The sequence below is a fragment of the Telluria sp. PB2R4 genome (genome assembly GCF_059685695.1).
Genome location: NZ_JCASIC010000005.1, coordinates 317397 through 340147 on the forward strand (window position 1 = coordinate 317397; position 22751 = coordinate 340147).

A 22751-nucleotide genomic window follows, 5' to 3' on the forward strand; every position below is an offset into this window, starting at 1 on the left:
GCGGATTGCGTCAGGCGCGCGGATGATGCAGATCAAATATTCGTCGAATTCTTGATCAAGGACGCCGGTAGCGGAGCGCATCGATGACCAGGCCCAGCGCGCGCGAGGCGTGGCGGCGGCTGGGATAGAAGGCGTGCAGGCCGGGGAAGGTCGGGCACCAGTCTTCCATCACGCTGACCAGGCGCCCGGCGGCCAGGTGTTCGGCGACCAGTTCGTCGGGCAGGAAGGCCAGGCCGGCGCCGTCCAGGGCCGCCGGCAGGTGGTGGCCGGCATCGTTGAACACGGCCTGGCCGCGCACCCGCGCTTCGATGTCCTGTCCCGCATGGCGCAGTTCCCAGGCATAGATGCCGCCGCTGCTGGACAGGCGCAGGGTAATGCAGTTGTGCTTCATGAGGTCGGCCAGCGAGGCCGGCTTCGGGCGCCAGTCGAAATAGGCGGGCGCGCCGACGATGCGCATCGGGACGTCGGCCGTGAGGCGCACCGCGATCATGTCCTTCTCGACCTGGTCGCCATGGCGCACGCCGATGTCGAAGCGCTCGGCCGCGATGTCGACGATGCGGTAGTCGGCGCTGAACTCGACATGCAGGTCGGGGTACTGCGGCAGCAGCGGGGCGATGCGCGGCCACAGGATCCGTTCGATCACGTGGTCGATGGCGGTGATGCGCACGGTGCCGACCGGTTTGTCGCCGAGGTCGCTGATGTCGGCGATCTCGGCCTCGATTTCTTCGAGCTTCGGCGCCACATTCTGGATCAGGCGTTCGCCCGCTTCGGTGGGCGAGACGCTGCGCGTGGTGCGCTGGAGCAGGCGCACGCCGAGGCGCCCCTCGAGCGAGCGGACGATGTGGCTGAGCGCCGACTGGGTCATGCCGAGCTTTGCCGCGGCGCGGGTGAAGCTGCGTTCGCGCGCGACGGCGAGGAACACCAGGATGTCGTTGATATTGTCGCGGGCCATGCGGCGCTTTCGTGATTGGATTAATCAAATTTTCGCACGAATCAAAACGGAAATTCATGATCCTGGCTCATAAGCCCAAGCACCAAGCGCATGGGATTTCACAATATTTCGCAGAATCGACACATTGTTGGTGCTTGGGATAGGGAAATTATGCGCCGGAAATGTAGTATCTGTTACAGTTTCGCCTGGACGGCGCCCATGCCGTCATCTCACCCGACGGACCCGTATGCCAGCTGCCCCTATGCCCCCAGACGAACTCGACCGGCTTTCGATGCTCGAGGCCCTCGACCTGCTCGACACGCCCCCCGAACCCGTATTCGACCGCGTCACCCGCCTGGCCAGCCGCCTGCTGGGCGTGCCGATGGCGCTGTTCTCGCTGGTCGATGCCGACCGCCAGTGGTTCAAGTCGCGGGTCGGGCTCGAGGTCGGCGAGACGCCGCGCGAATACGCGTTCTGCGCGCACGCAATCGGCATGAGCGCGCCGCTGGTGGTGAGCGATGCGCAGGAAGACCGGCGCTTCAGCGACAACCCGCTGGTCAACGGGCCGCCGGGGATCCGTTTCTATGCCGGGGTGCCGATCCGCACCACGGCCGGTCTCGCGGTCGGCACCCTGTGTGCGCTCGACACGCGGCCGCGTACCCTCGGCGAGGACGAGGCGCAGGTGCTGAACGACCTGGCGGCGATCCTGACCAAGGAAGTGCAGTACCGCGAACGCATGGCGGTGGCGCGCGACCACCTGGCGCGCACCGATGCGGTGCTGGGCGCCAGCGAGGCGCGCTTTCGCAGCATCTTCGACATCGCCAGCGTCGGCATCGCGCTGGTGGCGCCGGACGGCGGCTGGATCAGTGTCAACAAGGCCTTGTGTGATATCGTCGGCTACAGCGAGGAAGAACTGTGGAGCCGCACTTTCCAGCAGATCACCCATCCGGACGACGTCGCAGCCGATCTCGACCTGATGCGCGCGCTCGAACGGGGCGAGGCCGCGCAGTACCAGTTCGAAAAGCGCTACCTGCGCAAGGACGGCGCCACCGCCTGGATCAACCTGAACGTCTCGCCCAAGCGCAGCGCCGACGGCAGGATCGAATACTATGTGTCGGTGATCAAGGACATCGGTCTGCAGAAGAAGGCACAGGCGGACATCGCCGCCCTGAATGCCGGGCTGGAGCACCGGGTCGCGACCCGCACCTCCGAGCTGGAGGAAGCCAACCGGCTCCTGAACGCGGCCATGGAGCGCCAGCGCGCCACCGAGGCCGAACTGCGCGCACGCGAGGCGGAGATCCGCAGTGTGGTGGAGAACGCCTACGACGCCTACATCAGCCTGGACGAAGAGGGCGTGGTCACGGCCTGGAACCGCCAGGCCGAGGACACCTTCGGCTGGCCGCGCGCCGAGGCGCTCGGGCGCCGGCTCGAGGACCTGATCATTCCGGAAGACCACCGCGCGCGCCATCGCGACGGCATGCAGCGCTTCCTGGCGACCCGGCTGGGCAGCGCGGTCGACCAGCGCCTGGAGTTGCCGGCGCTGCGGCGCGACGGCAGCGCGCTGACGGTCGAGGTGCGCATCCGTGCCCTCGAGTTCGATGGCCGCACCATGTTCAGCGCCTTCCTGCACGACATCACCGCGCGCAAGCACGAGCAGGCCCAGCGCGAATACGAGAACCGGCACGACCTGCTCACCGGCCTGCTGAACCGGCGCGCGCTGCTCGAGGCGGTCCCGGTGGCCCAGTCGCGCGCCGGCCGCAGCGGAAAGGCGGTCGGCATGCTGTTCATCGACCTGGACGGCTTCAAGGCGGTGAACGACTCGCAGGGCCACGAGGCCGGCGACGCCTTGCTGCGCGAGATCGCCGCACGCCTGCGCGCGGGGGTGCGCAAGACCGACAGTGTCTATCGCCTGGCCGGCGACGAGTTCACGGTGTTGCTCGAAGACATGGCCGATACCTTCGACGATGCCCACACCGTGGCGGAAAAGCTGATCAACAGCATTGCCGAACCGGTGCTGCTGCCGGGACGGGCAGTCCGCGTGCGCGCCAGCATCGGCATCGCCCTCGATACCGGCAAGCCCTCGCGCGCGCCGGACGAGTTGCTGAAGGAAGCCGATCACTTCATGTACCAGGCCAAGAAAGCCGGGCGCGGGCGTGTCTGTTCGGCGCGCTATCCGTATTAGCGCAGCCTGAGGTCGCTCCAGGCCAGCGGCTGGGCAATGAACACGGTGTCACAAATGGCGGCCGGGTAGCCGAAGTCGAAGGCCACCCGGCCCTCGGTGTCCACGCCGAGCAGGCGCGCGCTGCTGCGTCTGTCGGCGGCCGAATAGGCGATCAGGTAGTTGCCCGGCGTGCCTTCATGAACACTGGAACAGATGTCCGAGAAGAGCTCGCGATTGCGTTCGTAGGTCCAGGTTTCGCGCGCCGTGCCCGCCTTGTCGTCGATTGCGTAGCGCGACGGGGCGCTGAACCTGCGGGTTTCGCCGGACGGGGCGACCGGCAGCTGGTTCGCGCTGCCCAGACCGTTGTTGAACAGCAGCAGCTGGCCATCTGGCGTGACCGACAGCGCATGCTGGCCGATCGGCGCCTTGCCGGCCACCAGCTCGAGGGCGAGGGCGCGCAGCGAGGGATAGTTGACGTACCAGTGCTTGCCGGTGTCGCCGAACAGCCAGCGGATGGCGCCGCTGTCGTAGTCGAGCTTGACGACGAAATGCTCGCGGCTGGAGATCAGGAGCGAATTGTCGGCCGCATGGTAGATGGCCGAGTTCATGTGGAACCAGTCGACGCCGTCGCGAACGAAGCCTGCCGGGTTGTCGCCCTTGGCGCGCATGTGCTCGCTGAAGATCCGTCCCAGGTCCCATTCCTTGAGCACCTTGCCGTTGGCGTCGATCTCGGCCAGGTTGGCCCCGATCAGGGACACGCGGCCGTCCAGCGCGTCGAGCTCGGCCAGCATGCCGGTCTTGCCGGGTGACAGGTCGTGGTGGAACCGGGTGTAGCGGGTGCCGTCGACCGGCACGCTCATATAGGCGCCGCCCAGGTCCATGCGGTACAGCACCCGGTCGTTCTGGCTGCCGATGTAGAACGTGTCGCCGGCGAACATCGACGAGAACGAATCGGCGAGCACCGCACCGGTCCAGCGCATGTGGCCGTCGGTGTCGAGCACCACCGGCCCGGTGTGGCCGTTCTTGATCAGCATGTAGTCGACGCCGGGCGCCCGTTCGGGACTGCGCGCGACATGGATGGCCGGTGTCGTGTACACCTGTGCCGGACCGCTGTAGGCCGGCGTGTCGATGCTGGCACGGAAGGCGTGCTGCGAGCCGTCGCGGAAGCTGGCGGTCAGCGACACGCCGTTGACATGCGCGGCGTACAGCCCGAACACGGGCAGTTCAAGTCGTTCGCTGCCGGATTGCCAGGCGCCGCGCCGGTCGAGCCAGGACTTGTCGAAGCCCACCGCCAGCGGCTTCGCATACGTGCCCGGACGCGGCGCGATGCTGTAGGACACACTGGCCAGTTCGCCGTAGTTGCGCAGGTCGAAGCTGAGCGTCGAGATGAATACCGTTGTTCCCGGCACGTGGCGCAGGTTGGCGATCTTGGCCAGCGCGGCCTGGGTCTGTACGCCGGCACCGCCGCCGTCTTCGTCGCCGCTGCTGCAAGCGGCTGACAGCGCGCAGAACAGTACGGCGAGCAGCAGGTTCCTGGAAAAAGCGGGCATGGAGCCTCCATCCTTGTCGTGTCGGCTATTTCGATAGCCGGCTCTGCGATTAGTTCAGCCGTGGCGACGGTGCTACCGACGAGCTCAATCTTGAAACGCGCTCGAACCTGAATCCAGAAAACAAATGCTGATTTCGCACAAAACAGTTCAAATGAGATATATTTTTATGTAAAGTGAATGAAAGCAGGACTCACGGACGCAACGTGATTTTTGGTCGGCATTCCACCCGGATGACTCATGCGCTACGGTGTTCTAGCAGAACCGGCAGACCTCGCGAAACACCCGCCATCCGCTGCGCAGTTGCGCTACGTTCTTGTGGTGCTGGCGCTGCTGGCCGTGTCCTTCGCGCTGCTGGCGCCGTTCGCGCGCACCCCGCTGCCGGTGGCGCCGGAATTCGTTCCGATGTACCAGTCGGTGCTTATCGGCAGCAACCTGCTTACCGGCATCCTCCTGCTGGGCCATGTGCATACCAGCCGCTCCTGGTCGCTTGGCATCCTCACGCTGGGCTATTTCTTCACGGCGCTGATCGCGCTGGCCCACATGCTGACCTTCCCGGGTCTGTTCTCGCCCCATGGCGTATTGGGCGGCAACGATCAGACCACCCCGTGGCTGTTCATGATCTGGCATGCGCTGTTCCCGCTGTTCGTGATCGGCTATGCGTGCAGCTACCGGCGCCCGCTGCCCAGTCATTTCCTGCGCGTCGGCACGCTCCTGATCGCGCTGTTCGTGGCGGTGCTGGTGCTGATCTGCACCTCCGGCGCGCCCTACCTGCCGGTGCTGATGGATGGCCACCGCTTCCGTCCGGCCTACCGCTGGCTGGGCGCCGGCGTGCTGGCCCTGGCGCTGTGGGCCTTGTGGACGGCTTCGCGCAAGCGCCCGCGCGCGGTGCTCGACGTGTGGCTGACCATCGCGATGTCGGCCTTGGCCTTCGAGGTGCTGCTGTCCTGCCTGTTCAATGGTGGACGCTTCGACCTCGGTTTCTACGCCGGCCGGATGTACGGCCTGTCGGCCTCGTTGTTCGTGCTGGGCGCCATCGCGATCGATAACATCGCCCTGCACACGCGCGTGCGCGACACCTTCGAGGAAATGATCGAGACCCGTTCGCGCGCACAGTGGCAAAGCCTGCTCGGTTCGGTGCTGCGCCAGCTGCCCGACGGCGTGCTGATCGTCGACCGCGAGGGCCGCTGCGTGATGGCCAATGACCAGGCCGAGCAGATGGGGAGCCGCTTCGAGCACGCGGGCAAGGGCGGCCTGCCGGGTCCGGCGGCAATGCTGTCGCTGATCGGCGAGCCGGTGCGGCGCGCGATCGAGGGCCAGGCCTTCCGCGATGCCGTACTCGAGAGCACCACAGGCGAAGGGCGGCGCGTGTACACCGTCAGCGGCGCCCCGCTGCGCGAAGGCGCGGCCGAGCTGGCGGCGGCCGTGATCGTGCTGGACGACATTACCGAGCGCACCGAGGCCAGCGCCGCGCTGGCGCGGGCGCTGGGCCAGACCCGCTACCTGATCGAGAACACCCCGCTGGCGGTGATCGAGTGGGACCGCGACTTCGTGATCCGGTTGTGGAACCGGCGCGCCGAGGAACTGTTCGGCTGGAGCGCGCAGGAGGCGGTTGGCCAGCGCATCGACGCGCTGCCGGTGATCCACGAGGGCGATGCCGGCCGGGTGGCGGGCGCGATGGGGCGCCTGCTCGATTCGGCCACACGCTACGTCGAGTCGAGCAACCGCAACCGCACGCGCGACGGCCGCACCCTCAGCTGCGAGTGGTACAACTCGGTGCTGCACGACGAAGAGGGCAACATCGACCGGGTGTTCTCGCTGGTGCTCGACGTGAGCGAGCGCGAGGAAGCGATGGAAGGCCTGAAGGATGCCGACCGCCGCAAGGACGTCTACATCGCCACCCTGGCGCACGAGCTGCGCAATCCGCTGGCGCCGATCGCCAACGCGGCCTCGCTCCTGCGCGGAAAGGGCCTGCCGCAGGAACGGATCGAATGGATCGCGGCCATGGTCGGACGCCAGACCGCCCAGATGGCGCGGCTGCTGGACGACCTGCTGGATGTGACCCGCATCAGCCGCGGCAAGATCGAACTGCACCGTGCGCCGGTGGAGCTGGGGCGGCTGCTGCGCGACACCCTGCAGACCAGCATGCCGCTGATCGAGGCCGGGCGTCACGCGGTGGCGCTCGACCTGTGCGACGAGCCGGTCTGGGTCGACGCCGACGCGCTGCGCCTGACCCAGGTGCTGGCGAACCTGATCAACAACGCCGCCAAGTACACGCCGCCGCGCGGGCGCATCGCGATCCTGCTGAAGGAGAGCGGCGGGGAAGCGCTGGTGCGGGTGAGCGACAACGGCATCGGCATCGAGCCGGACATGCTGGGGCGCGTGTTCGACGCCTTCGTGCAGGTGTCCAGCGCCAGCCACCTGGCGCAGGGCGGACTGGGCATCGGGCTGTCGCTGGCCCGGGGCCTGGTGGAGTTGCACGGCGGCCGGATCGAGGCCCATAGCGCCGGGCCGGGGCACGGGTCCAGCTTCACGGTATGGCTGCCGGCAATCCGGCCGGCGGCCGCCCCGGAGGCGGCCGAGCCGCAGGCCGGCAGCGGCGCGCGGCTGCGCAAGCATGTGCTGGTCGCCGACGACAATGTCGACGCCGCCGAGTCGCTGGCCTGGCTGTTGCGTTCCGAGGGGGCGACGGTCGACGTGGCGCACGACGGCGCGGCCGCGCTGCGGCTGTATAACGCGCACCCGGCCGACATCGCGGTGCTCGACCTGGGCATGCCCGAGATGGACGGACTGGAGGTGGCGGCCATCCTGGCGCGCAAGTACCCGCGGCCGTTTCTCGTCGCCGTGACGGGGCGGGGGCGGCAGGAAGACCGCTGCGCTTCGCTGGCGGCGGGCTTTGATGAACATCTGACCAAGCCGGTGGCGCCGCAGCAGCTCATTGACTTGCTCGCCCAGGTGTAGGGTGGACGGCATAGCCGCCTTTCGTGGCCCGTTCTAGCCTACGCATGTGTTTTTACAACGGCCTCCCTGTCGAGACACCGAGGTTTATTGCACCTCATGTAACCCACTGTTAGTATGGATCAGTTGCTAACTCGGAGGGTGCCATGCAGATGCTGTTCCGCCTGTTCGGTCCTCGCCGCAGGAAAAACCAGGAGGAGATCGCCAGCCGCGCGGCCGAGGTGATCGTCCACGTGCTCTTCGATGTCGGTCTCGACCGCTTCCTCGCGGGCACCATCTTGCTCGACCGCCAGTTCCGCCTCCAATTCTACGCGGTGGCGCCGCCGCCTTCGCCAGCCGTCATTGCCAGCGTCCCGGTGCGGGCGATCGACGAGGCGCATGTCTTCCGTACCCATGTGCTCGCCGCCGGCGTCGACGCGCCCACGCTCGCCACCCATACCCGCATCATGGCCGACGGCATGATGCGCGCCCTCCGGGCCCGGTCGCCGGCGCTGCGCGCGCTGCCGGCCACGCGGCGCGAGCGGCGCCGCGTCCTGCGCCACGTGCTGGGCCGTTCTTAAGCCCCTTCCGCGCGCCCGGCGGTATCCGGTGCGCGCCGCCTGGCGCAGGGGCGCTATCCTTTCGACGCGGGGCCAGCGGCGCCGCCCTCACGAAAGGTCACCGGCATGAGCGTTCGCAACCTCGAGCACCTGTTCGCACCGAAGTCGGTGGCGCTGATCGGCGCCTCCGAGCGGCCGGGCAGCCTGGGCGCGACGCTGCTGCACAACCTGCTGGCCGGGGGCTTCAAGGGCGAGGTCTGGCCGGTCAATCCCAAACATGGCGAGCTGGCCGGGCGGCGCTGCTACCCCGGCGTGGCCGGCCTGCCCGCGGCGCCGGCGCTGGCCGTGATCTGCACGCCGCCATCGACCATCCCCGCGATCGTGCGCCAGCTGGGCGAGCGCGGCACGCGCGCAGCCGTGGTCCTGAGTAGCGGCCTGCAGGATGCGCGGACCGCCGGCGGGCCGGGCGGCGGCCGCAGCCTGCGCCAGGCGATGCTCGATGCGGCCAACCCTTATCTGCTGCGCCTTCTGGGGCCGAACAGCGCCGGCCTGCTGGCGCCCGGCCTTGGCCTGAATGCCAGCGTCGCCACCAGCGGCGCGCTGCCGGGACGGATCGCCTTCGTGTCGCAATCCGGCGCGCTGATGGTCGGGGTGCTGGACTGGGCGCGCACGCGCGGCATCGGCTTCTCGCACTTCATCGCGCTGGGGGACGCGGCCGACGTCGACCTGGGCGACGTGCTCGATTACCTGGCCAGCGACGGTGCCACCTCCGCCATCCTGCTGTACGTGCAAGACCTGCGCTATGCGCGCAAGTTCATGTCGGCGGCGCGCGCTGCGGCGCGCAGCAAGCCGGTGCTGGTGCTCAAGGCCGGGCGTGAAGACGATGCGGCGCCCGCCGCCGCCAGCGAAAGCGGTGCGCTGGCCAGCCCGGACGACGTGTTCGACGCCGCCATCCGCCGTGCCGGCATGCTGCGCGTGAGCACCACCGACCAGCTGTTCTCGGCGGCCGAGACCCTGGCCTACGCGCGTCCGCTGCACGGCGAGCGGCTGGCCATCGTCAGCAACGGCGCGGGGCCCGGCGTGCTGGCGCGCGACGCGCTGGCGCAGGGCGGTGGAATGGAAGCGCAATTCTCCGACGATTCGGCGGCGAAGCTCGGCGCGCTGCTGGCGCCCGGCTGGCGGCGCGGCAACGTGGTCAACCTGGAGGGCAGGGCGGCGCCAGCGCTGTACCGCGAGACCCTGGAGATCCTGCTGCAGGATCCGGGCGTCGATGCGGTGCTGGCGATCCAGTCGCCGACCGCGACGGTGCCAAGTGGCGACGTGGCGAACGCGATCGCGCCGCTGGTGCGCAGCGCCTCCAAGACCCTGCTGTCGTGCTGGCTGGGCGGGGCCGCGGTTTCCGAGGCGCGCGCGATCGCCTCCGGAGCGCGCCTGCCGGCCTTCCGCACGCCGGAAGACGCGGTGGCCGGATTCCTGCAGCTGGTGCACTACCGGCGCAACCAGAACCTCCTGATGGAAGTGCCGCCCTCGATGGCCGGCACGGTGGCGCCCGACCGCGCCGCGGCGCGCGCGCTGGTGCGCGAAGCCCTGGCTGCCGGGCGCTACCTGTTGTCCGACCCCGAGACCAAGGCCGTCCTGCGCACCTACGGCATGGCCGTGGTCGAGACGCGCCAGGCCGCCGGCGTCGAGGAAGCGGTGAATGCCGCGCAGCGCATCGGCTTTCCGGTGGCGGTCAAGATCCTGACCCCGGACGTCATGCACAAGTCGGACTTCGGCGGCGTGACCCTCGATCTCGACAGTGTGGAAGCGGTGCGCGCCGCCGCCAGCCGTATGCGCCGGCGCCTGGCCGAACTGTTCCCGCTGGCGCGCTTCGAGGGCTTCTCGGTGCAGGCCATGGTCCGGCGCAGCAATGCGCACGAGCTGATCGTCGGTGCCGCCCTCGATGCCGTGTTCGGGCCGGTGATCGTGTTCGGGCAGGGCGGGGTGACGGTGGAAGTGGCCGACGACCACGCTGTGGGCCTGCCGCCCCTGAACCTGGTGCTGGCGCGCGACCTGGTCGACCGCACCCGCGTGGCCCGGCTGCTGGCGGGCTACCGCAACCGCCCGGCGGTGAACATGGACGCGGTGCTGGCGTCGCTGGTGCAGGTCTCGCGCATGGTGGCGGACATTCCCGAGATCGCCGAGCTGGACCTGAACCCGCTGCTGGCCGACAGCAAGGGTGTCACCGTGCTGGACGCGCGCATGCGGCTGGCGCTGGCCGACCGTTCCGGCAGCACGCTGGACCGGCTGGCGATCCGGCCCTATCCGCGCGAGCTCGAGGAAACCATCGTGTGGCGGGACGCCCCCCTGCTGCTGCGCCCGATCCGTCCCGAGGACGGGCCGGCCCACCTGGCCTTTTTCGATGCGCTCACGCCGGACGACGTGCGCTACCGCATGTTCGTACGCATCCGCGAGCTGCAGCCTTCGCAGCTGGCCCGCTTCACCCAGATCGACTACGACCGCGAGATGGCGTTTATTGCGACTCGTCTCAATGCGCAGGGCGTGGCGGAGACGCTGGCGGTGGGGCGGGTGGTGGCCGACCCCGACAACATCAGCGCCGAGTTCGCGGTGACGGTGCGCTCGGACCTGAAGGGCATGGGGCTCGGAAAAATCATGATGCAGAAGCTGATCGACTACTGCCGCGCGCGCGGCACGCGCGAGATCGTGGGCGAGGCGCTGCCGCAGAATTCGCGGATTACGGGGCTGGCCAAGGCGATGGGCTTCACGGTGACATCGACCGGTCTCGAAGGCATGCGCGAAATGCGGCTCGTCCTGTAATATTATTTCAAGTCAATGCTTCCGATGAAATAATATTTCACCGCCTGAACCGCACATCCTCCTGCACCACCTTCACATCCCCCTTCGGTTTCTTGGGCTTCTTCGGTTTCTTGACGATCTGCCCGCCCGCCGTGGTCTCGGGCACACGGTGATCCGGCGCGAAGCCGCTTTCCTCCACCCGCTCCAGGGTCTGGCGGGTGAGCGCCTCGATCGCCGCGAGGTATTCCACCTCGTCCGCGCACACCAGCGACACCGCCTCGCCCGAGGCGCCCGCGCGTCCGGTGCGCCCGGTACGGTGCACGTAATCTTCCGCCACGATCGGCAGGTCGACGTTCACCACCACCGGCAGGTGGTCGATATCCAGTCCGCGCGCGGCGACGTCGGTTGCGACCAGCACGCGCACCTCGCCGGCCTTGAAACGCTCGAGCGCGCGCAGGCGGGCCGGCTGCGGCTTGTCGCCGTGGATCGCGTCGGCCGGGATGCGCTTGGCGTCCAGCAGGCCGACCAGCTCGTCGACACCCTTGCGCGTCTTGGTAAACGCCAGCACCTGGGTCCAGCCGTGCTGTTTCAGCAGGTGCAGAAACAGCTCCGGTTTGCGCTTCTTGTCGACCGGCACCAGCCACTGGCGGATCGCCGACACCGTGGTGTTGGCCGGCGTCGCCTCGATCCGCACCGGTTCGCGCAGCAGGCGGTTGGCCATGGCGCGGATCTGGTCGGAGAAGGTGGCCGAGAACAGCAGGGTCTGGCGCTTTTTCGGCAGCGCGGCGAACACCTGGTCGAGCTCTTTCGAGAAGCCGAGATCGAGCATGCGGTCGGCTTCGTCCAGCACCAGGGTCGCGACTTCGTTCAGCTTCAGGGCGTTCTGGCGCTGCAGGTCGAGCAGGCGGCCAGGCGTGGCCACCAGCACATCCACCCCCTTGCGCAGGTTCATCATCTGCGGATTGATGCTGACGCCGCCGTAGGCCACCATGGTGCGCAGGTTCAGCCCGGCGCCGTAGGTGCGGAAACTCTCGTGCACCTGTTCGGCCAGCTCGCGCGTCGGCACCAGCACCAGCGCCCGCGCGGCATTGCTGCCGACCGGCGTGCTCTTCTTGGCCAGGCGCTGCAGGATCGGCAGGGCGAAGCCGGCGGTCTTGCCGGTGCCGGTCTGGGCCGCGGCCATGACGTCCTTGCCGGACAGGACGGCAGGAATCGCCTGCTGCTGCACGGCGGTCGGGGTGGTGTAGTCGAGCGAAGCGAGGGTCTGGATGATCGGATCGATCAAGCCAAGGGAGGCAAAGGACATGGAAACCTTACGGCAAATAAATGTATAAGCCGTAGTTTACCGTGCCGGAGGCCGGCATGGGGAAAGCGTCGTTCAGCCCAGGACGACGATGGCCGACAGGTCAACGATCGGCTTGGCCGGCTCGCGCTGGTCCTTGCAGCCGGTCAGTAACAGGCAGGCGATCGCGAGCGCGGCGGGAATCGCACTGAATTGCGGGCGCGGTGGCATGATGGCTCCTTGATAAGAGCCTCCATCATACGCCGGTCCGCGCCGGGAGTGCATACGTGGATGCTAAATTTAGAAGCTGTATGACACGGACGCGCGCAGCACCGGATAGACCTTGTAGTCCGACACTTCTTCCTGCAGGCGCAGCTCTTCGAGGTTGACGTCGCTCGCCAGCTGCCTGCACACCGTGTTCGAGGTGGTGCAGCCGAAGGCGATCAGGTTGACCTGGGCCTTGCCCTGATAGAAGGCGCCGATGTCGGCGCCGAAGTTCCAGCGCTTGTTAGGGGTGAGGGCATTGCCCCAGCCGATGCCGATGTAGGGAGCGGCGCGGCGGAACCTCACCTCGCCTTCCAGGCTGCCGATGTCGGTAGTCGCGTAGGTGTTGCCGTTGAAGGTGAACGTGCCGCCCGCTGCCGGGACACCCACCGCCTTGAAGCGGGTGCCGTTGTACAGGACGCCGCCGGTCAGGCGGAAGCTGCTGTTCGGCACGACATACCAGTCGAACAGCACGTCGAAGGTCGCCAGCTTGCCGTCGAGCTTGTAGTCGACCAGGCCGGAGCGCTTGTCGAAGTCGTGCTTGAAGTAGTTGGCGCCGAAGCGGCCGTTCAAGTTGCTCTCCATCGGGACCACCAGATGCAGGCCGGCGCCCGTGGTGCCGAGGTCGGCGGTAACGGCGGCGCCGACCTGGGCCTGGGCGCTTGCGCCGGCAACCAGGGCAACCAGGGCGGTGAGGGTGAAGAGGATGTGTTTGCGTGCCATGCTTGAAAAACCTTTCAGTATCGAATAGCGCAGCATTGTAGCGGCACAGGTCGCTTCCAGCGAGCAAGTATCCGCAACGAGCGGTCGCACTGACGCGAATGCGCAACGCATTTTCTGTGCCCGCGGGGTCCGGTTTCGTCGCCACTATCCCGGCTCCGTCGCATAATGTCACCAGGCAACCGAGACCGGAATTAATCTGGCGCTGCCCTGACCACTGAAAGAACATCATGATTTCAAGCACTTTTCACCTCGGACGACTGCTGGCGGCCTGGCTCGGCTGCTACCTGATCGTCTGCATCATCATCGCCGAGGCGACCGAAGACTATCTCGAGCGCGACATCGGCGGCTACTTCGCGCTGCTGGCGCTCTTCCTCGGCCTGTGGGTGCTGTCCGGCGTCTTCTCGCACATGCGCCGGGTACGCCTGATTGCAGGCAGCCTCAACAGCGGCACCCTGTCGAATCGCCAGCGCCGCCAGATCGAGATTCCGTTCGAAGCCGGCGAGGCCTTCGACCTGATCGATGCCGCGATTCGTGAACTGCCCGGGGCGATCCTGGTGGAGAGCGCCCGCGACAGCCTGCAGGTCCGCGCCAAGGTCAAGCGCATCAACCCGTATGCGATGCAGCATGACGGCCAGCCCCCGGCCGCCAGCTGGGCCTTCATCCCCTTCGGCGAACGGCGCAACCAGATCCTGGCCACGGTCACGCCCAATGGCGACGCGGCCGGCAGCGTGACCTTGATCTGCGAACCGGAAGACCCGGCCTGGACCGATACCTTCCTGGTCGACCACGGCACCAACCTGGAGAACGCGGAGGCGATCGTGCGCGCCATCACCCGCCGCGTGGCCGAGCGCCGCCGCGGCGAGCAAGCGCAGGTACGCCAGACCGCCACCGAGAAGGAACTCACGGTGGCCAAGCTGAACCTGCTGCACGCCCAGGTCGAGCCGCACTTCCTGTACAACACCCTGGCCAGCGCCCAGGTCCTGACCCGCAGCGACCCGGCGCGCGCCGACGAGATGCTCGGCAACCTGATCCAGTACCTGCGCCACTCGCTGCCGCGCACCGAGGACGCGCCGTCGACCATCGGCGAAGAACTGGAACGCGCGCGCGCCTACCTCGACATCCTGAAGATCCGCATGGGTCCGCGCCTGCAGCTGCAGGTGGACATACCGGATGCCCTGCGCGGTGTGCTGTTCCCGACCATGATGCTGCAGACCCTGGTCGAGAACGCGATCAAGCACGGACTGGAGCCGAAGCCGGGCGGCGGCACCGTGTGGATCCTGGCGCGCCAGGTGGAGAGTGCCGTCGCGGTGACGGTAGCCGACGACGGCCGCGGCTTCACGGCCGAAGGGGGCGGCACCGGCGTCGGCCTGCGCAACGTGCGCGAACGCCTGCGCCTGGCCTACGGCAGCGCGGCCGCGTTCTCGATCGTCGCCAACTTCCCGAGCGGCGTGGCGGCGACCATCACCGTGCCCCATACGGTCAACGGCGCGACCAGCGCGACTACCGGCGCGGTCCCGGCGGGAGCCCATCATGCATGATCAACGAAAAAATGGCCGCATCACCTGCGTGGTGGCGGAAGACGAGGCCCTGCTGCGCGAATCGCTGGTGCAGCTGCTGGGGCAGGTATGGCCGGAACTCGAGATCGTCGCCGCCTGCGAGGATGGCGGCAGCGCACTGGAAGCGATCGCCGAACAGCGCCCCGACGTGGCCTTCCTGGACATCCGCATGCCCGGCCTGAGCGGGCTCGAAGTCGCGTCCAGCCTGCTCAATGCCGGCATCGAGACCGAAGTGGTGTTCGTCACCGCCTACGACCAGTACGCGATCGACGCCTTCGAGCGTGGCGCGGTGGACTACCTGCTCAAGCCGGTGGCGCGCGAACGCCTGGCCGGCACCGTCGGCCGGGTGCAGGCGCGCCTGCAGCGCGGCGGCCAGGACGTGCAGCAGTTGCAGGCCCTGTTGCAGCAGCTGTCGGCGGTCGCGCCGCCGCAGCCGAAGGCGCCGCCGCTCGTATGGCTGACGGCCAGCCGCGGCCAGGAAACGCGCCTGATCCTGGTCGACGACGTCGCCTACTTCCAGTCCGACAGCAAGTACACGGTGGTGATGACGCCTGAGGGCGAAGCCTTGCTGCGCAAGCCGATCCGCGATCTGCTGGAAGTGCTGGACCCGACCCATTTCAAGCAGGTGCACCGCTCGACCATCGTCAACCTGCGCGCGGTCGCCGGCGTCACCCGCGACGACAGCGGGCGCGGCATCCTGCGCCTGAAGAACCGGCCCGAGACGCTGGCAGTGAGCCAGCCATTCATGGGACTGTTCCGTAATATGTGAGCTATGGCTGGGTGTAGGGTGGGCGGCTATACCCGGCAAGCTGAGCTGCTTCTAGCATGGACGCCGCCCACGCGTTCAAACCACGTCTGAACAGCCGCTGCCTCTACAACACCGAGGGTTGAACGCGTGGGCGGCATCGCGGTTGCGGACCAATCAACCGGTCGGGTGGAGCCGCCCACCCTACGAGCTGTTACGTAACATCGAGATGTAACGGGATGTTAAACCTTGCACAGAGTGTAAGAGTGTGGGGTGGCGTACAGTGAACCTGGAGTTTCCAGTGGTAAAGTTCGCCCATCAAACCATTCGATGAGGCATACCATGAAAGCCCTGATCCTCTGCGCCGCCCTGGCAAGCGCTTCCTTCCCGGCCCTGGCCCAGACCAACGTCAGCATCAATATCGGGCAGCCCGGTTTCTACGGCCGCATCGACATCGGTGACTTCCGCAACTACGGCCCGCCGCCGGTGTACGTCGCGCAGCCGGTGATCATCGAGCGCCACTACCGTGCGCGCGCCGAGCCGGTCTACCTGCGTGTGCCGCCGGGCCACCGCAAGAACTGGCGCAAGCACTGCCGCAAGTACGGCGCCTGCGGCCAGCCGGTGCTGTTCGTGCAGGACCGCTGGTATTCCGACGTCTACGCGCCGCGCTACCGCGAAGTGCACTACCGTGAGCGCTACGATGACCGCGGGGGCCGTCACGACGACCGGCGCGACCGCCATGACGACCGTGGCCATGGCCGGGACCATGATCGCGGCCATGGCAAAGGCCACGACAAAGGTCATGGCAAGGGCCATGGCAAGGGCCGCGGCCACGACTAAGCAGTTCGGGCGCCGCTGTCCTCACCGGGCAGCGGCGCCTCCGCCGGCAGCAGACCCTCGGCCACCAGTTCCTGCCAGAAGGCGGCGGGAATCTTCAGTTCCATCAGGTCCGCATTGCGGCGCAAATGGCGGGTGCTGCTGGCGCCAGGAATGGTCGCCGCCACCACCGGGTGGGCCGCGCCGAACTGCAGCGCCGCCGCCGGCAGGTCGACTCCGTGGCGCGCCGCCACATGGCGCAGCCGCTCGCGCCGGTGGTGGTGTTCGGGCTTGGCCGGCACGTAGTCGTAATGGTCGCCGCCGGCCAGGAAACCCGAATTGAACGGGCCGCCCAGCACGATCGCCGCACCGCGCTCCTTGCACAGAGGAAACAGGGCCTCGAGCGGCGTGGTCTCCATCAGCGTGTAGCGTCCCGCCAGCAGGAAGATATCGGGGTCCGAGTCGCGCAGCGCGCGCAGGCAGGGCTCGACCGTGTTCACGCCCAGGCCCCAACCCTTGATCATTCCCTCTTCGCGCATCCGCACCAGCTCCTCGAAAGCGCCCCCCGGCCCGGCGGCGATCCGGTAGTAGTGCTCGAAACTCTCCCCCAGATGGTCGGGCGAAAGGTCGTGCACGTAGACGATGTCGATGGCCCCAAGGGCCAGGCGCTGCAGGCTGTCCTCGACCGAGCGGCGCGCGCCGGCCGCCGTGTAGTCGGTCAGGCGCCGGAACGGCAGCGAGGACACGAAGGGCGGGACGATCTCGCCGTTCGGGTCCGGCACCAGCACCCGGCCGACCTTGGTCGACATCGTGTAGTCGCGGCGCGGCCGGCCGCGCAAGGCCTGGCCGAAGCGGTGCTCGGACAGGCCGGTGCCGTAGTGCGGCGCCGTGTCGAAGTAGCGGATACCGCTTTCCCAGGCCGCGTCGACCGTGGTGCGGGCCGCTTCGTCGCCGGTGGTGTGATACATGTCGCCCAGCCCGGTGCCGCCCAGGCCCAGGCGCGTGATCGGTCGATAGCGCTGCGTCACGTGAACTCCCTTGTTGGTCGGAATGTCGGGCCATGCTACACCGGCGCGCGGGGCGCATGATTGAACCGGTTCAGAAACCCGCACTGCATCAGGGGGATGCAATATGATGCTTATTTCCTTGCAACCAGTCCGGGCATGAAAGAAGCGCCTCCAGATCCCCAGATGTCGATCCTGCTCGGCTGGTCCCTGATCCTGCTGCTTGCGTTACCCATCGGCGTCTTCACGGTCTGGCATGTCGCCGGCAAGTTCGCCGCAAGCTCGTGGCCAACGACGCGTGCCGAGATCGTGCGCAGCGCGCCGTATCAGACTTCGAAGCCGACGCTGTGGTGCCTCAAGCTCGGCTACCGTTACCAGGTCGGCGGCAGGATCCTCGAATCGAAACGGGTCTCGTCCTCGTTCTTCGCCGGCACCGGTTGCGACCGCGACCGGCAGGTGATCGCTGCGCGGCTGGAACGCATGCAGCCGGGCGCGCGCATCACGGTGCGTGTCGATCCGCGCGACCCTGGCAGCGCGGTCGTCTACCTTGCACCTGCGCTGGAAGTCATCGATGGCTTCGGGAGCCTTTTCGCGCTGACCTGGCTCCTTGGCGGCATTTCCGCTGTCCGGGCCGGCAGGAAAGAGCGGCGCGAGCAGGACGCCGCACGCGCCGCCACTCATCAGCCGGCATTCCGCTAACGTAGTAAGATTGCCACATGCCCATGTGCTGGCATTGCCGGACGGGCGCACATGAAGGAGCTTGCTTTGCGTAGCGAAATCGTGATCGTGGGTGGCGGGGCGGGCGGCCTGGAACTGGCCTGCAAACTGGGCCGCAAGCTGGGCCCCTCGAAGGTGACGCTGGTGGACAGCCGGCTGTATCACATCTGGAAGCCGTCGCTGCACGAGGTGGCGGCCGGCACCCTGGACATCCACCAGGAAGGCCTGTCGTACCAGATGCTGGCGCACGACAATGGCTTCAACTTCGTGTTCGGACCGATGACGGCGCTCGACGCCGCCGCGAAAACCATTACGGTGGGCGCGATCGTCGCCGCCACCGACAACGACGAGGTACTGCCCCAGCGCAGCCTCGAATATGGCTCGCTGGTGCTGGCGGTCGGCAGCACCTCGAATTACTTCGGCGTGCCCGGCGCGCAGGAACACACCATTTCCCTGAACGCCACCGAGGACGCCGAGCGTTTCCGCCTGCGCATGCTGCGCCTGATGCTGGCGGCCGAACAGGATATCGAAGACCAGGGTGGGCAAGGGCGGGGCACGGGCCTGGATGTGGTCATCATCGGCGGCGGCGCCACCGGCGTCGAGCTGGCGGCCGAACTGCGCGAGGCCTCCGGCGCCTACGTCACCTATGGTTTCGACCAGCTCGACGTGAAGCGCGACGTGCGCATCACCATCCTGGAGGGCGCGCCGCGGGTGCTGGCGCCGCTGCCGGAAAAGGTCTCGAACGCGGCCAGCGACCTGCTCGCCAAGCGCGGCATCCGCGTGGTGACGGATTGCCGGGTCACGCAGATCGACCGCGACCGGGTCGTCGACAAGAACGGCAACGTCTATCCCGCCAAGCTGTGCGTGTGGGCCGCCGGGATCAAGGCGCCCGACCTCCTGGGGACGCTCGGCCTGCCGACCGCGAAAGGCGGGCAGGTGGAGGTGGATGCCCACTTGCGTGTAAAAGGCGCCGCCGACATCTATGCGCTGGGCGACTGCGCCGCCTGCGTGGACGGCAACGGCAATGCGGTGCCGCCGCGCGCCCAGGCGGCGCACCAGCAGGCCGACTACCTGGCCACGACCTTCCTGCGCAAGAGCAAGGGCCATGCACCCCCGGCGCGCCCCTACGAATACCGCGACTACGGTTCGCTGGTGTCGGTGGGCCGTTCCACCAGCGTGGGCAGCCTGATGGGTTCCCTGCGCGGGGCCAGCTGGTTCGTGCAGGGCACGATGGCGCGCCTGATGTACACCAGCCTGCACCTGATGCACCACCGCGCGGTGCTGGGCACCATGCGTACCGGGGTGCTGGCGCTGGCGCGCTTCCTGGTGCGGCGGGCGACGCCGCTGGTGAAGCTGCACTAATGTAGGGTGGGCGGGTCTCCCGCCCACGCGGCGATAGTTGCAGCTTTATTGGCCGCACGGGCAGATTTACCGTAGTTTGAACGCGTGGGCGTTTGTAATTCCGGGCATTGCCCGAAATTACCCCGCCCACCCGACGTCCCCCCTCTTCAGCCGCCCGGCGCCTGCTTCGGCAGCGTCATGCGCAGCACCGCGCCTCCATTCTCGCCGGCGCCGAGTTCGAGCGTCCCGCCCAGGAAGCGGGCCCGTTCGCGCAGCAGGCGCAGGCCATGGCAGGAGGGCGATTCCACCAGCTTGCCGCCATGTGCATCCTGCGCCAGGCCGCTGCCGTTGTCGCGCACGGTCAGCATCACCTGCTCGCCGTCGTCGTCCAGGATCACCTCGACTTCGGTGGCGCGCGCATGCGCGGCCACGTTGCGCAGGCCTTCCTCGACGCAGCGCAGCAGCACCACGCCCTGGGTGCGGGTGTAGGTGGCGTCTTCCTCGGGCAGGCTGGCGCGCGCCCGGATGCCATGTGCGGCGGAAAAGTCAGGGACCAGTTCGGCCAGTGCGGCCCGCAGGCCGAGGAACTCGAGCTTGTCGTTCCACAGCTCGAGCTGCATCTTGCGGTTGGTTTCGATGATGTTGGCAAGCAGCGTCTTCATCTGCGCGCTGCGGTCGCGCATCGCCTGGTTGTCGGCGGGGATGTGCTGGCTCAGCAGGGCGAGGTGCATGGTCAGGGCCGTCATCGACGAGCCCAGGCTGTCGTGCAGCTGGCGCGCCAGCAGGCGGCGTTCCTCGTCCCAGCAGGCAGCGAGGTAGCCCAGCATCTCGCTGAGTTCAGCAGTGCGGTCCGCGCCGGGCGCTGTGGGTGCGACAGCGCCTGGCGTAGGCTGCGGAGGTGCCGTTTCGGTCATCGTAGGCTCGGTTAAATGTTTCCCAAATCATACAACAGTCGGCGTCATGGCGGCGCGCAATGCCGGCGCCGTGTCGCTGTGCGTGGCGGGGGGGCAGGGTGCGTTCCCGTACAGTCGCGTCGGTGGTTTCAGGCGAAGCTTGGGATGTGGCGATGCCACCCTACTAACAAATGCTATCAATGAACGGGGGTAATACAATGACGACCGCAAACAAGCCGCAGGATGCCATCACGCTGCTCACCGCGCAGCATCGCGAAGTCCATGCCATGTTCGAGAAATTCGAGAACATGACCGACCGCGCCAAGGTCAGCAAGAAGAAGCTCGCGGACGAGATCTGCCAGGCGCTGATCATGCACACCACGATCGAGGAGGAAATCCTGTATCCGGCGGTGCGCGAAGCAACCGAGGAAACCGAGGACATGGTCGACGAAGCCGTGGTCGAGCACGCGTCGGCCAAGGACCTGATCGCCCAGATCCAGGAGATGGACCCGGGTGACGACCTGTACGACGCCAAGGTGAAGGTGCTGGGCGAACTGGTCGACCACCACGTCGAGGAAGAAGAGAAGGAAATGTTCCCGAAGATGAAGGAACTGAAGCTGGACCTGAAGGCGCTGGGCCAGGAGATGGCGGCGCGGGCGGCCGAGCTGCAGTAAAGCTGCGGCCCGACACAGGCCGGGTCCGCTTCTTCCCTACGCCGCGTCGGCCTGTACCGCCGCCGGCGCCAGCGCTTCGATCAGCTGCTCCATGCTGACCGGCTTCACCAGGTGCTGGTCGAAGCCTGCTTCCATCACACGGCGGTGGTCTTCCGCCAGTCCGTAGCCGGTCAGCGCGATCAGCCGGATGCCGCGCGTGGCCGGGTCGCAGCGCAGGCGGCGCGCCACTTCGTAGCCGTCGATGCCGGGCAGGCCGATGTCCACCAGCGCCGCGGCCGGACAGGCGGCCTGCGCCGCCGCCACGCCCAGCAGGCCATCGGCGGCGGTCGCCACCGGGAAGCCGTGGGCGGCCAGCATGGTCGCCATCATCTCGCGCCCGTCATCATTGTCTTCGATTAGCAGCACCGACGGCTTGCCGGTATTGTCGCCGTCCGACTGTTGCGTGGGCGCGGCCGCAACGACCGGTTCGGCGTGCGGCAGGCGGATCATGAACGTGCTGCCGTTGCCGCTGCCTTGGCTTTGTGCGCTGACGCTGCCGCCATGCAGCTCCACCAGGCGCCGCACCAGCGACAGGCCGATGCCCAGGCCGCCCTGCGCGCGGTCGATCGAAATCGCCCCTTGCACGAACACGTCGAACACGTGCGGCAGCAGTTCTTCCGGGATGCCGACGCCGCTGTCGCGCACGGTCAGCACGATCTCTTCGCCGGCCTGGGCCACGTTGATGTCGATACTGCCGCCCGCCGGCGTGTACTTGAGCGCGTTGTCCAGCAGGTTGGTGATGATCTGTTCGAGGCGGGTCGGATCGCCGTCGACCCAGCCCGGGGCCAGGTCGACGCTGAAGCGGTAGCTGGCGGTGCGGCCGGTGGCGCGCAGGGTTTCCAGGCAGCCGGAGACCAGGTTCGACAAATCGGTTGGTTTGCGCGCCAGCAGGATCTTGCCGGACATCGCGCGCGACAGGTCGAGCAGATCGTCGACGATGCGCGACAGGTGCTGGCTCTGGCGCTGGATGATCTGCTTGGCACGGGTCACGGTTTCGGCATTCGCGCCGACCATGCCGATCAGCGAGGAGGCGCTGCTGATGGCCGACAGCGGATTGCGTAGCTCGTGCCCCAGCATGGCGAGGAATTCGTCCTTGGCGTGGCTCTTGCGCTCGGCGTCGCGGCGTTCTTCCATCTCGCGCACCAGGCGGCGGTTGGTCGCGGTCAGCTCGGTGGTGCGCTGCGACAGCTTCTCGGCCTGGCGCTTGAGCTGCTCGTTCTTCATCGCCAGCGCCACGAACACCGACACCTTGGCGTGCAGGATCTGCGGAATCACCGGGGTGAACAGGAAATCGGCGGCGCCGCGCTGGTAGGCTTTCAGGCGGTCGATCTCGTCGGCCAGGAAGGCGGTGACGAAGATGATCGGGATGTCGGCCGAACGCGCACGCTGGTGGATCGCCTCGGCGGTCTCGAAGCCGTCCATGCCAGGCATGTTCACATCGAGCAGGATCACCGCGAAATCGTGGAGCAGCACCTGGCGCAGCGCTTCCTGCCCCGAACGGGCTGAATGCACCGAGTAATTGCTTTCATCCGCCCACTGGTCGAGCAGGCTCGTCAGTGCTAGGAGACTGGCGGCGTCGTCATTGACGACCAGGATCTTGGGTTTGTCAGTTTGTGCCACGATGGATCGTCAGGCCTTTCGTTAAAAGGTTTGCCTTTACGAAAGAGCGCACCAAAACAAATTGTTGCGTTAAAGAATCACTGTAATAACAAAGAATGATATCACGGGCAATTTCAGTGCAGTGAGGCAAAACTCAATCGTGCGC

At 67.4% G+C, this 22751-nt stretch carries 18 protein-coding genes; 10 read left to right on the top strand and 8 right to left on the bottom strand.

The genetic code is table 11. The features are described from left to right. Window positions 1-55: 55 nt before the first annotated feature. Window positions 56-952 carry a LysR family transcriptional regulator gene (locus AC56LU_RS11415; protein ID WP_497175715.1) on the bottom strand — a complete coding sequence of 299 codons (897 nt, stop codon included), beginning with the start codon at window positions 950-952 and terminating at the stop codon, window positions 56-58. Window positions 953-1193: 241 nt separating this feature from the next. On the opposite strand from AC56LU_RS11415, the gene AC56LU_RS11420 reads away from it, so the two are divergent. Further along, on the top strand, window positions 1194-3113 hold the full coding sequence (locus AC56LU_RS11420) for a PAS domain S-box protein (RefSeq protein WP_497175716.1): 1920 nt from the start codon (window positions 1194-1196) through the stop codon (window positions 3111-3113). On the opposite strand, the gene AC56LU_RS11425 is transcribed toward AC56LU_RS11420, so the two are convergent. Continuing rightward, the gene (locus AC56LU_RS11425) at window positions 3110-4642 is read right to left on the bottom strand and encodes an aryl-sulfate sulfotransferase (RefSeq protein WP_497175717.1); all 1533 of its coding nucleotides are present in this window, start codon (window positions 4640-4642) and stop codon (window positions 3110-3112) included. The genes AC56LU_RS11420 and AC56LU_RS11425 overlap by 4 nt on opposite strands. 300 nt (window positions 4643-4942) lie before the next feature. Between AC56LU_RS11425 and AC56LU_RS11430 the strand changes: the two genes are divergently transcribed. The 3 genes from AC56LU_RS11430 (at window position 4943) to AC56LU_RS11440 (ending at window position 10953) form a co-directional block, all read left to right on the top strand. Then, a complete protein-coding gene (locus tag AC56LU_RS11430; protein ID WP_497175718.1) occupies window positions 4943-7600 on the top strand; it encodes an ATP-binding protein in 2658 nt (885 codons plus the stop codon). 143 nt (window positions 7601-7743) lie between these two features. Then, window positions 7744-8157, top strand: a complete 414-nt coding sequence (locus AC56LU_RS11435; protein WP_497175719.1) for a hypothetical protein — start codon at window positions 7744-7746, stop codon at window positions 8155-8157. A gap of 105 nt (window positions 8158-8262) precedes the next feature. Further along, window positions 8263-10953 carry a bifunctional acetate--CoA ligase family protein/GNAT family N-acetyltransferase gene (locus AC56LU_RS11440; protein WP_497175720.1) on the top strand — a complete coding sequence of 897 codons (2691 nt, stop codon included), beginning with the start codon at window positions 8263-8265 and terminating at the stop codon, window positions 10951-10953. 37 nt (window positions 10954-10990) lie between these two features. Here the strand turns inward: AC56LU_RS11440 and AC56LU_RS11445 are convergent, their stop codons facing one another. The 3 genes from AC56LU_RS11445 to AC56LU_RS11455 form a co-directional block, all read right to left on the bottom strand. Beyond that, complete coding sequence (locus AC56LU_RS11445; protein WP_497175721.1) at window positions 10991-12238, bottom strand: DEAD/DEAH box helicase; 1248 nt, start codon at window positions 12236-12238, stop codon at window positions 10991-10993. 72 nt (window positions 12239-12310) lie between these two features. Then, on the bottom strand, window positions 12311-12445 hold the full coding sequence (locus AC56LU_RS11450; protein ID WP_497175722.1) for a hypothetical protein: 135 nt from the start codon (window positions 12443-12445) through the stop codon (window positions 12311-12313). Window positions 12446-12514: 69 nt separating this feature from the next. Further along, the gene (locus AC56LU_RS11455; protein WP_497175723.1) at window positions 12515-13201 is read right to left on the bottom strand and encodes a hypothetical protein; all 687 of its coding nucleotides are present in this window, start codon (window positions 13199-13201) and stop codon (window positions 12515-12517) included. Between the two features lie 227 nt (window positions 13202-13428). On the opposite strand from AC56LU_RS11455, the gene AC56LU_RS11460 reads away from it, so the two are divergent. From AC56LU_RS11460 to AC56LU_RS11470, 3 genes are all read left to right on the top strand, one after another. After that, window positions 13429-14739 (top strand): sensor histidine kinase, encoded by a 1311-nt coding sequence (locus tag AC56LU_RS11460; protein ID WP_497175724.1) that lies wholly within the window; start codon window positions 13429-13431, stop codon window positions 14737-14739. Beyond that, entirely contained in the window at window positions 14732-15526 is a 795-nt protein-coding gene (locus AC56LU_RS11465) for a LytR/AlgR family response regulator transcription factor (RefSeq protein ID WP_497175725.1), read from the top strand. Before AC56LU_RS11460 ends, AC56LU_RS11465 begins: the two co-directional genes overlap by 8 nt. Window positions 15527-15844: 318 nt before the next feature. After that, on the top strand, window positions 15845-16342 hold the full coding sequence (locus AC56LU_RS11470; RefSeq protein ID WP_497175726.1) for a hypothetical protein: 498 nt from the start codon (window positions 15845-15847) through the stop codon (window positions 16340-16342). Here the strand turns inward: AC56LU_RS11470 and AC56LU_RS11475 are convergent. Beyond that, on the bottom strand, window positions 16339-17346 hold the full coding sequence (locus AC56LU_RS11475) for an aldo/keto reductase (RefSeq protein ID WP_497175727.1): 1008 nt from the start codon (window positions 17344-17346) through the stop codon (window positions 16339-16341). The genes AC56LU_RS11470 and AC56LU_RS11475 overlap by 4 nt on opposite strands. Before the next feature lie 135 nt (window positions 17347-17481). Between AC56LU_RS11475 and AC56LU_RS11480 the strand changes: the two genes are divergently transcribed. Beyond that, window positions 17482-18021 (top strand): DUF3592 domain-containing protein, encoded by a 540-nt coding sequence (locus tag AC56LU_RS11480; RefSeq protein ID WP_497175728.1) that lies wholly within the window; start codon window positions 17482-17484, stop codon window positions 18019-18021. A gap of 66 nt (window positions 18022-18087) precedes the next feature. Further along, window positions 18088-19401, top strand: a complete 1314-nt coding sequence (locus AC56LU_RS11485; RefSeq protein WP_497175729.1) for an NAD(P)/FAD-dependent oxidoreductase — start codon at window positions 18088-18090, stop codon at window positions 19399-19401. A gap of 146 nt (window positions 19402-19547) precedes the next feature. On the opposite strand, the gene AC56LU_RS11490 is transcribed toward AC56LU_RS11485, so the two are convergent. Then, window positions 19548-20294: a sensor histidine kinase gene (locus tag AC56LU_RS11490; protein ID WP_497175730.1), complete on the bottom strand. Its 747-nt coding sequence runs from the start codon at window positions 20292-20294 to the stop codon at window positions 19548-19550. Between the two features lie 197 nt (window positions 20295-20491). Here AC56LU_RS11490 and AC56LU_RS11495 point away from each other — a divergent pair, with 197 nt between their 5' ends. Beyond that, complete coding sequence (locus tag AC56LU_RS11495) at window positions 20492-20947, top strand: hemerythrin domain-containing protein (RefSeq protein ID WP_497175731.1); 456 nt, start codon at window positions 20492-20494, stop codon at window positions 20945-20947. Between the two features lie 36 nt (window positions 20948-20983). Here AC56LU_RS11495 and AC56LU_RS11500 read toward each other — a convergent pair whose 3' ends face one another. Then, entirely contained in the window at window positions 20984-22606 is a 1623-nt protein-coding gene (locus AC56LU_RS11500) for an ATP-binding response regulator (protein ID WP_497175732.1), read from the bottom strand. Between the last annotated feature and the right edge of the window lie 145 nt (window positions 22607-22751).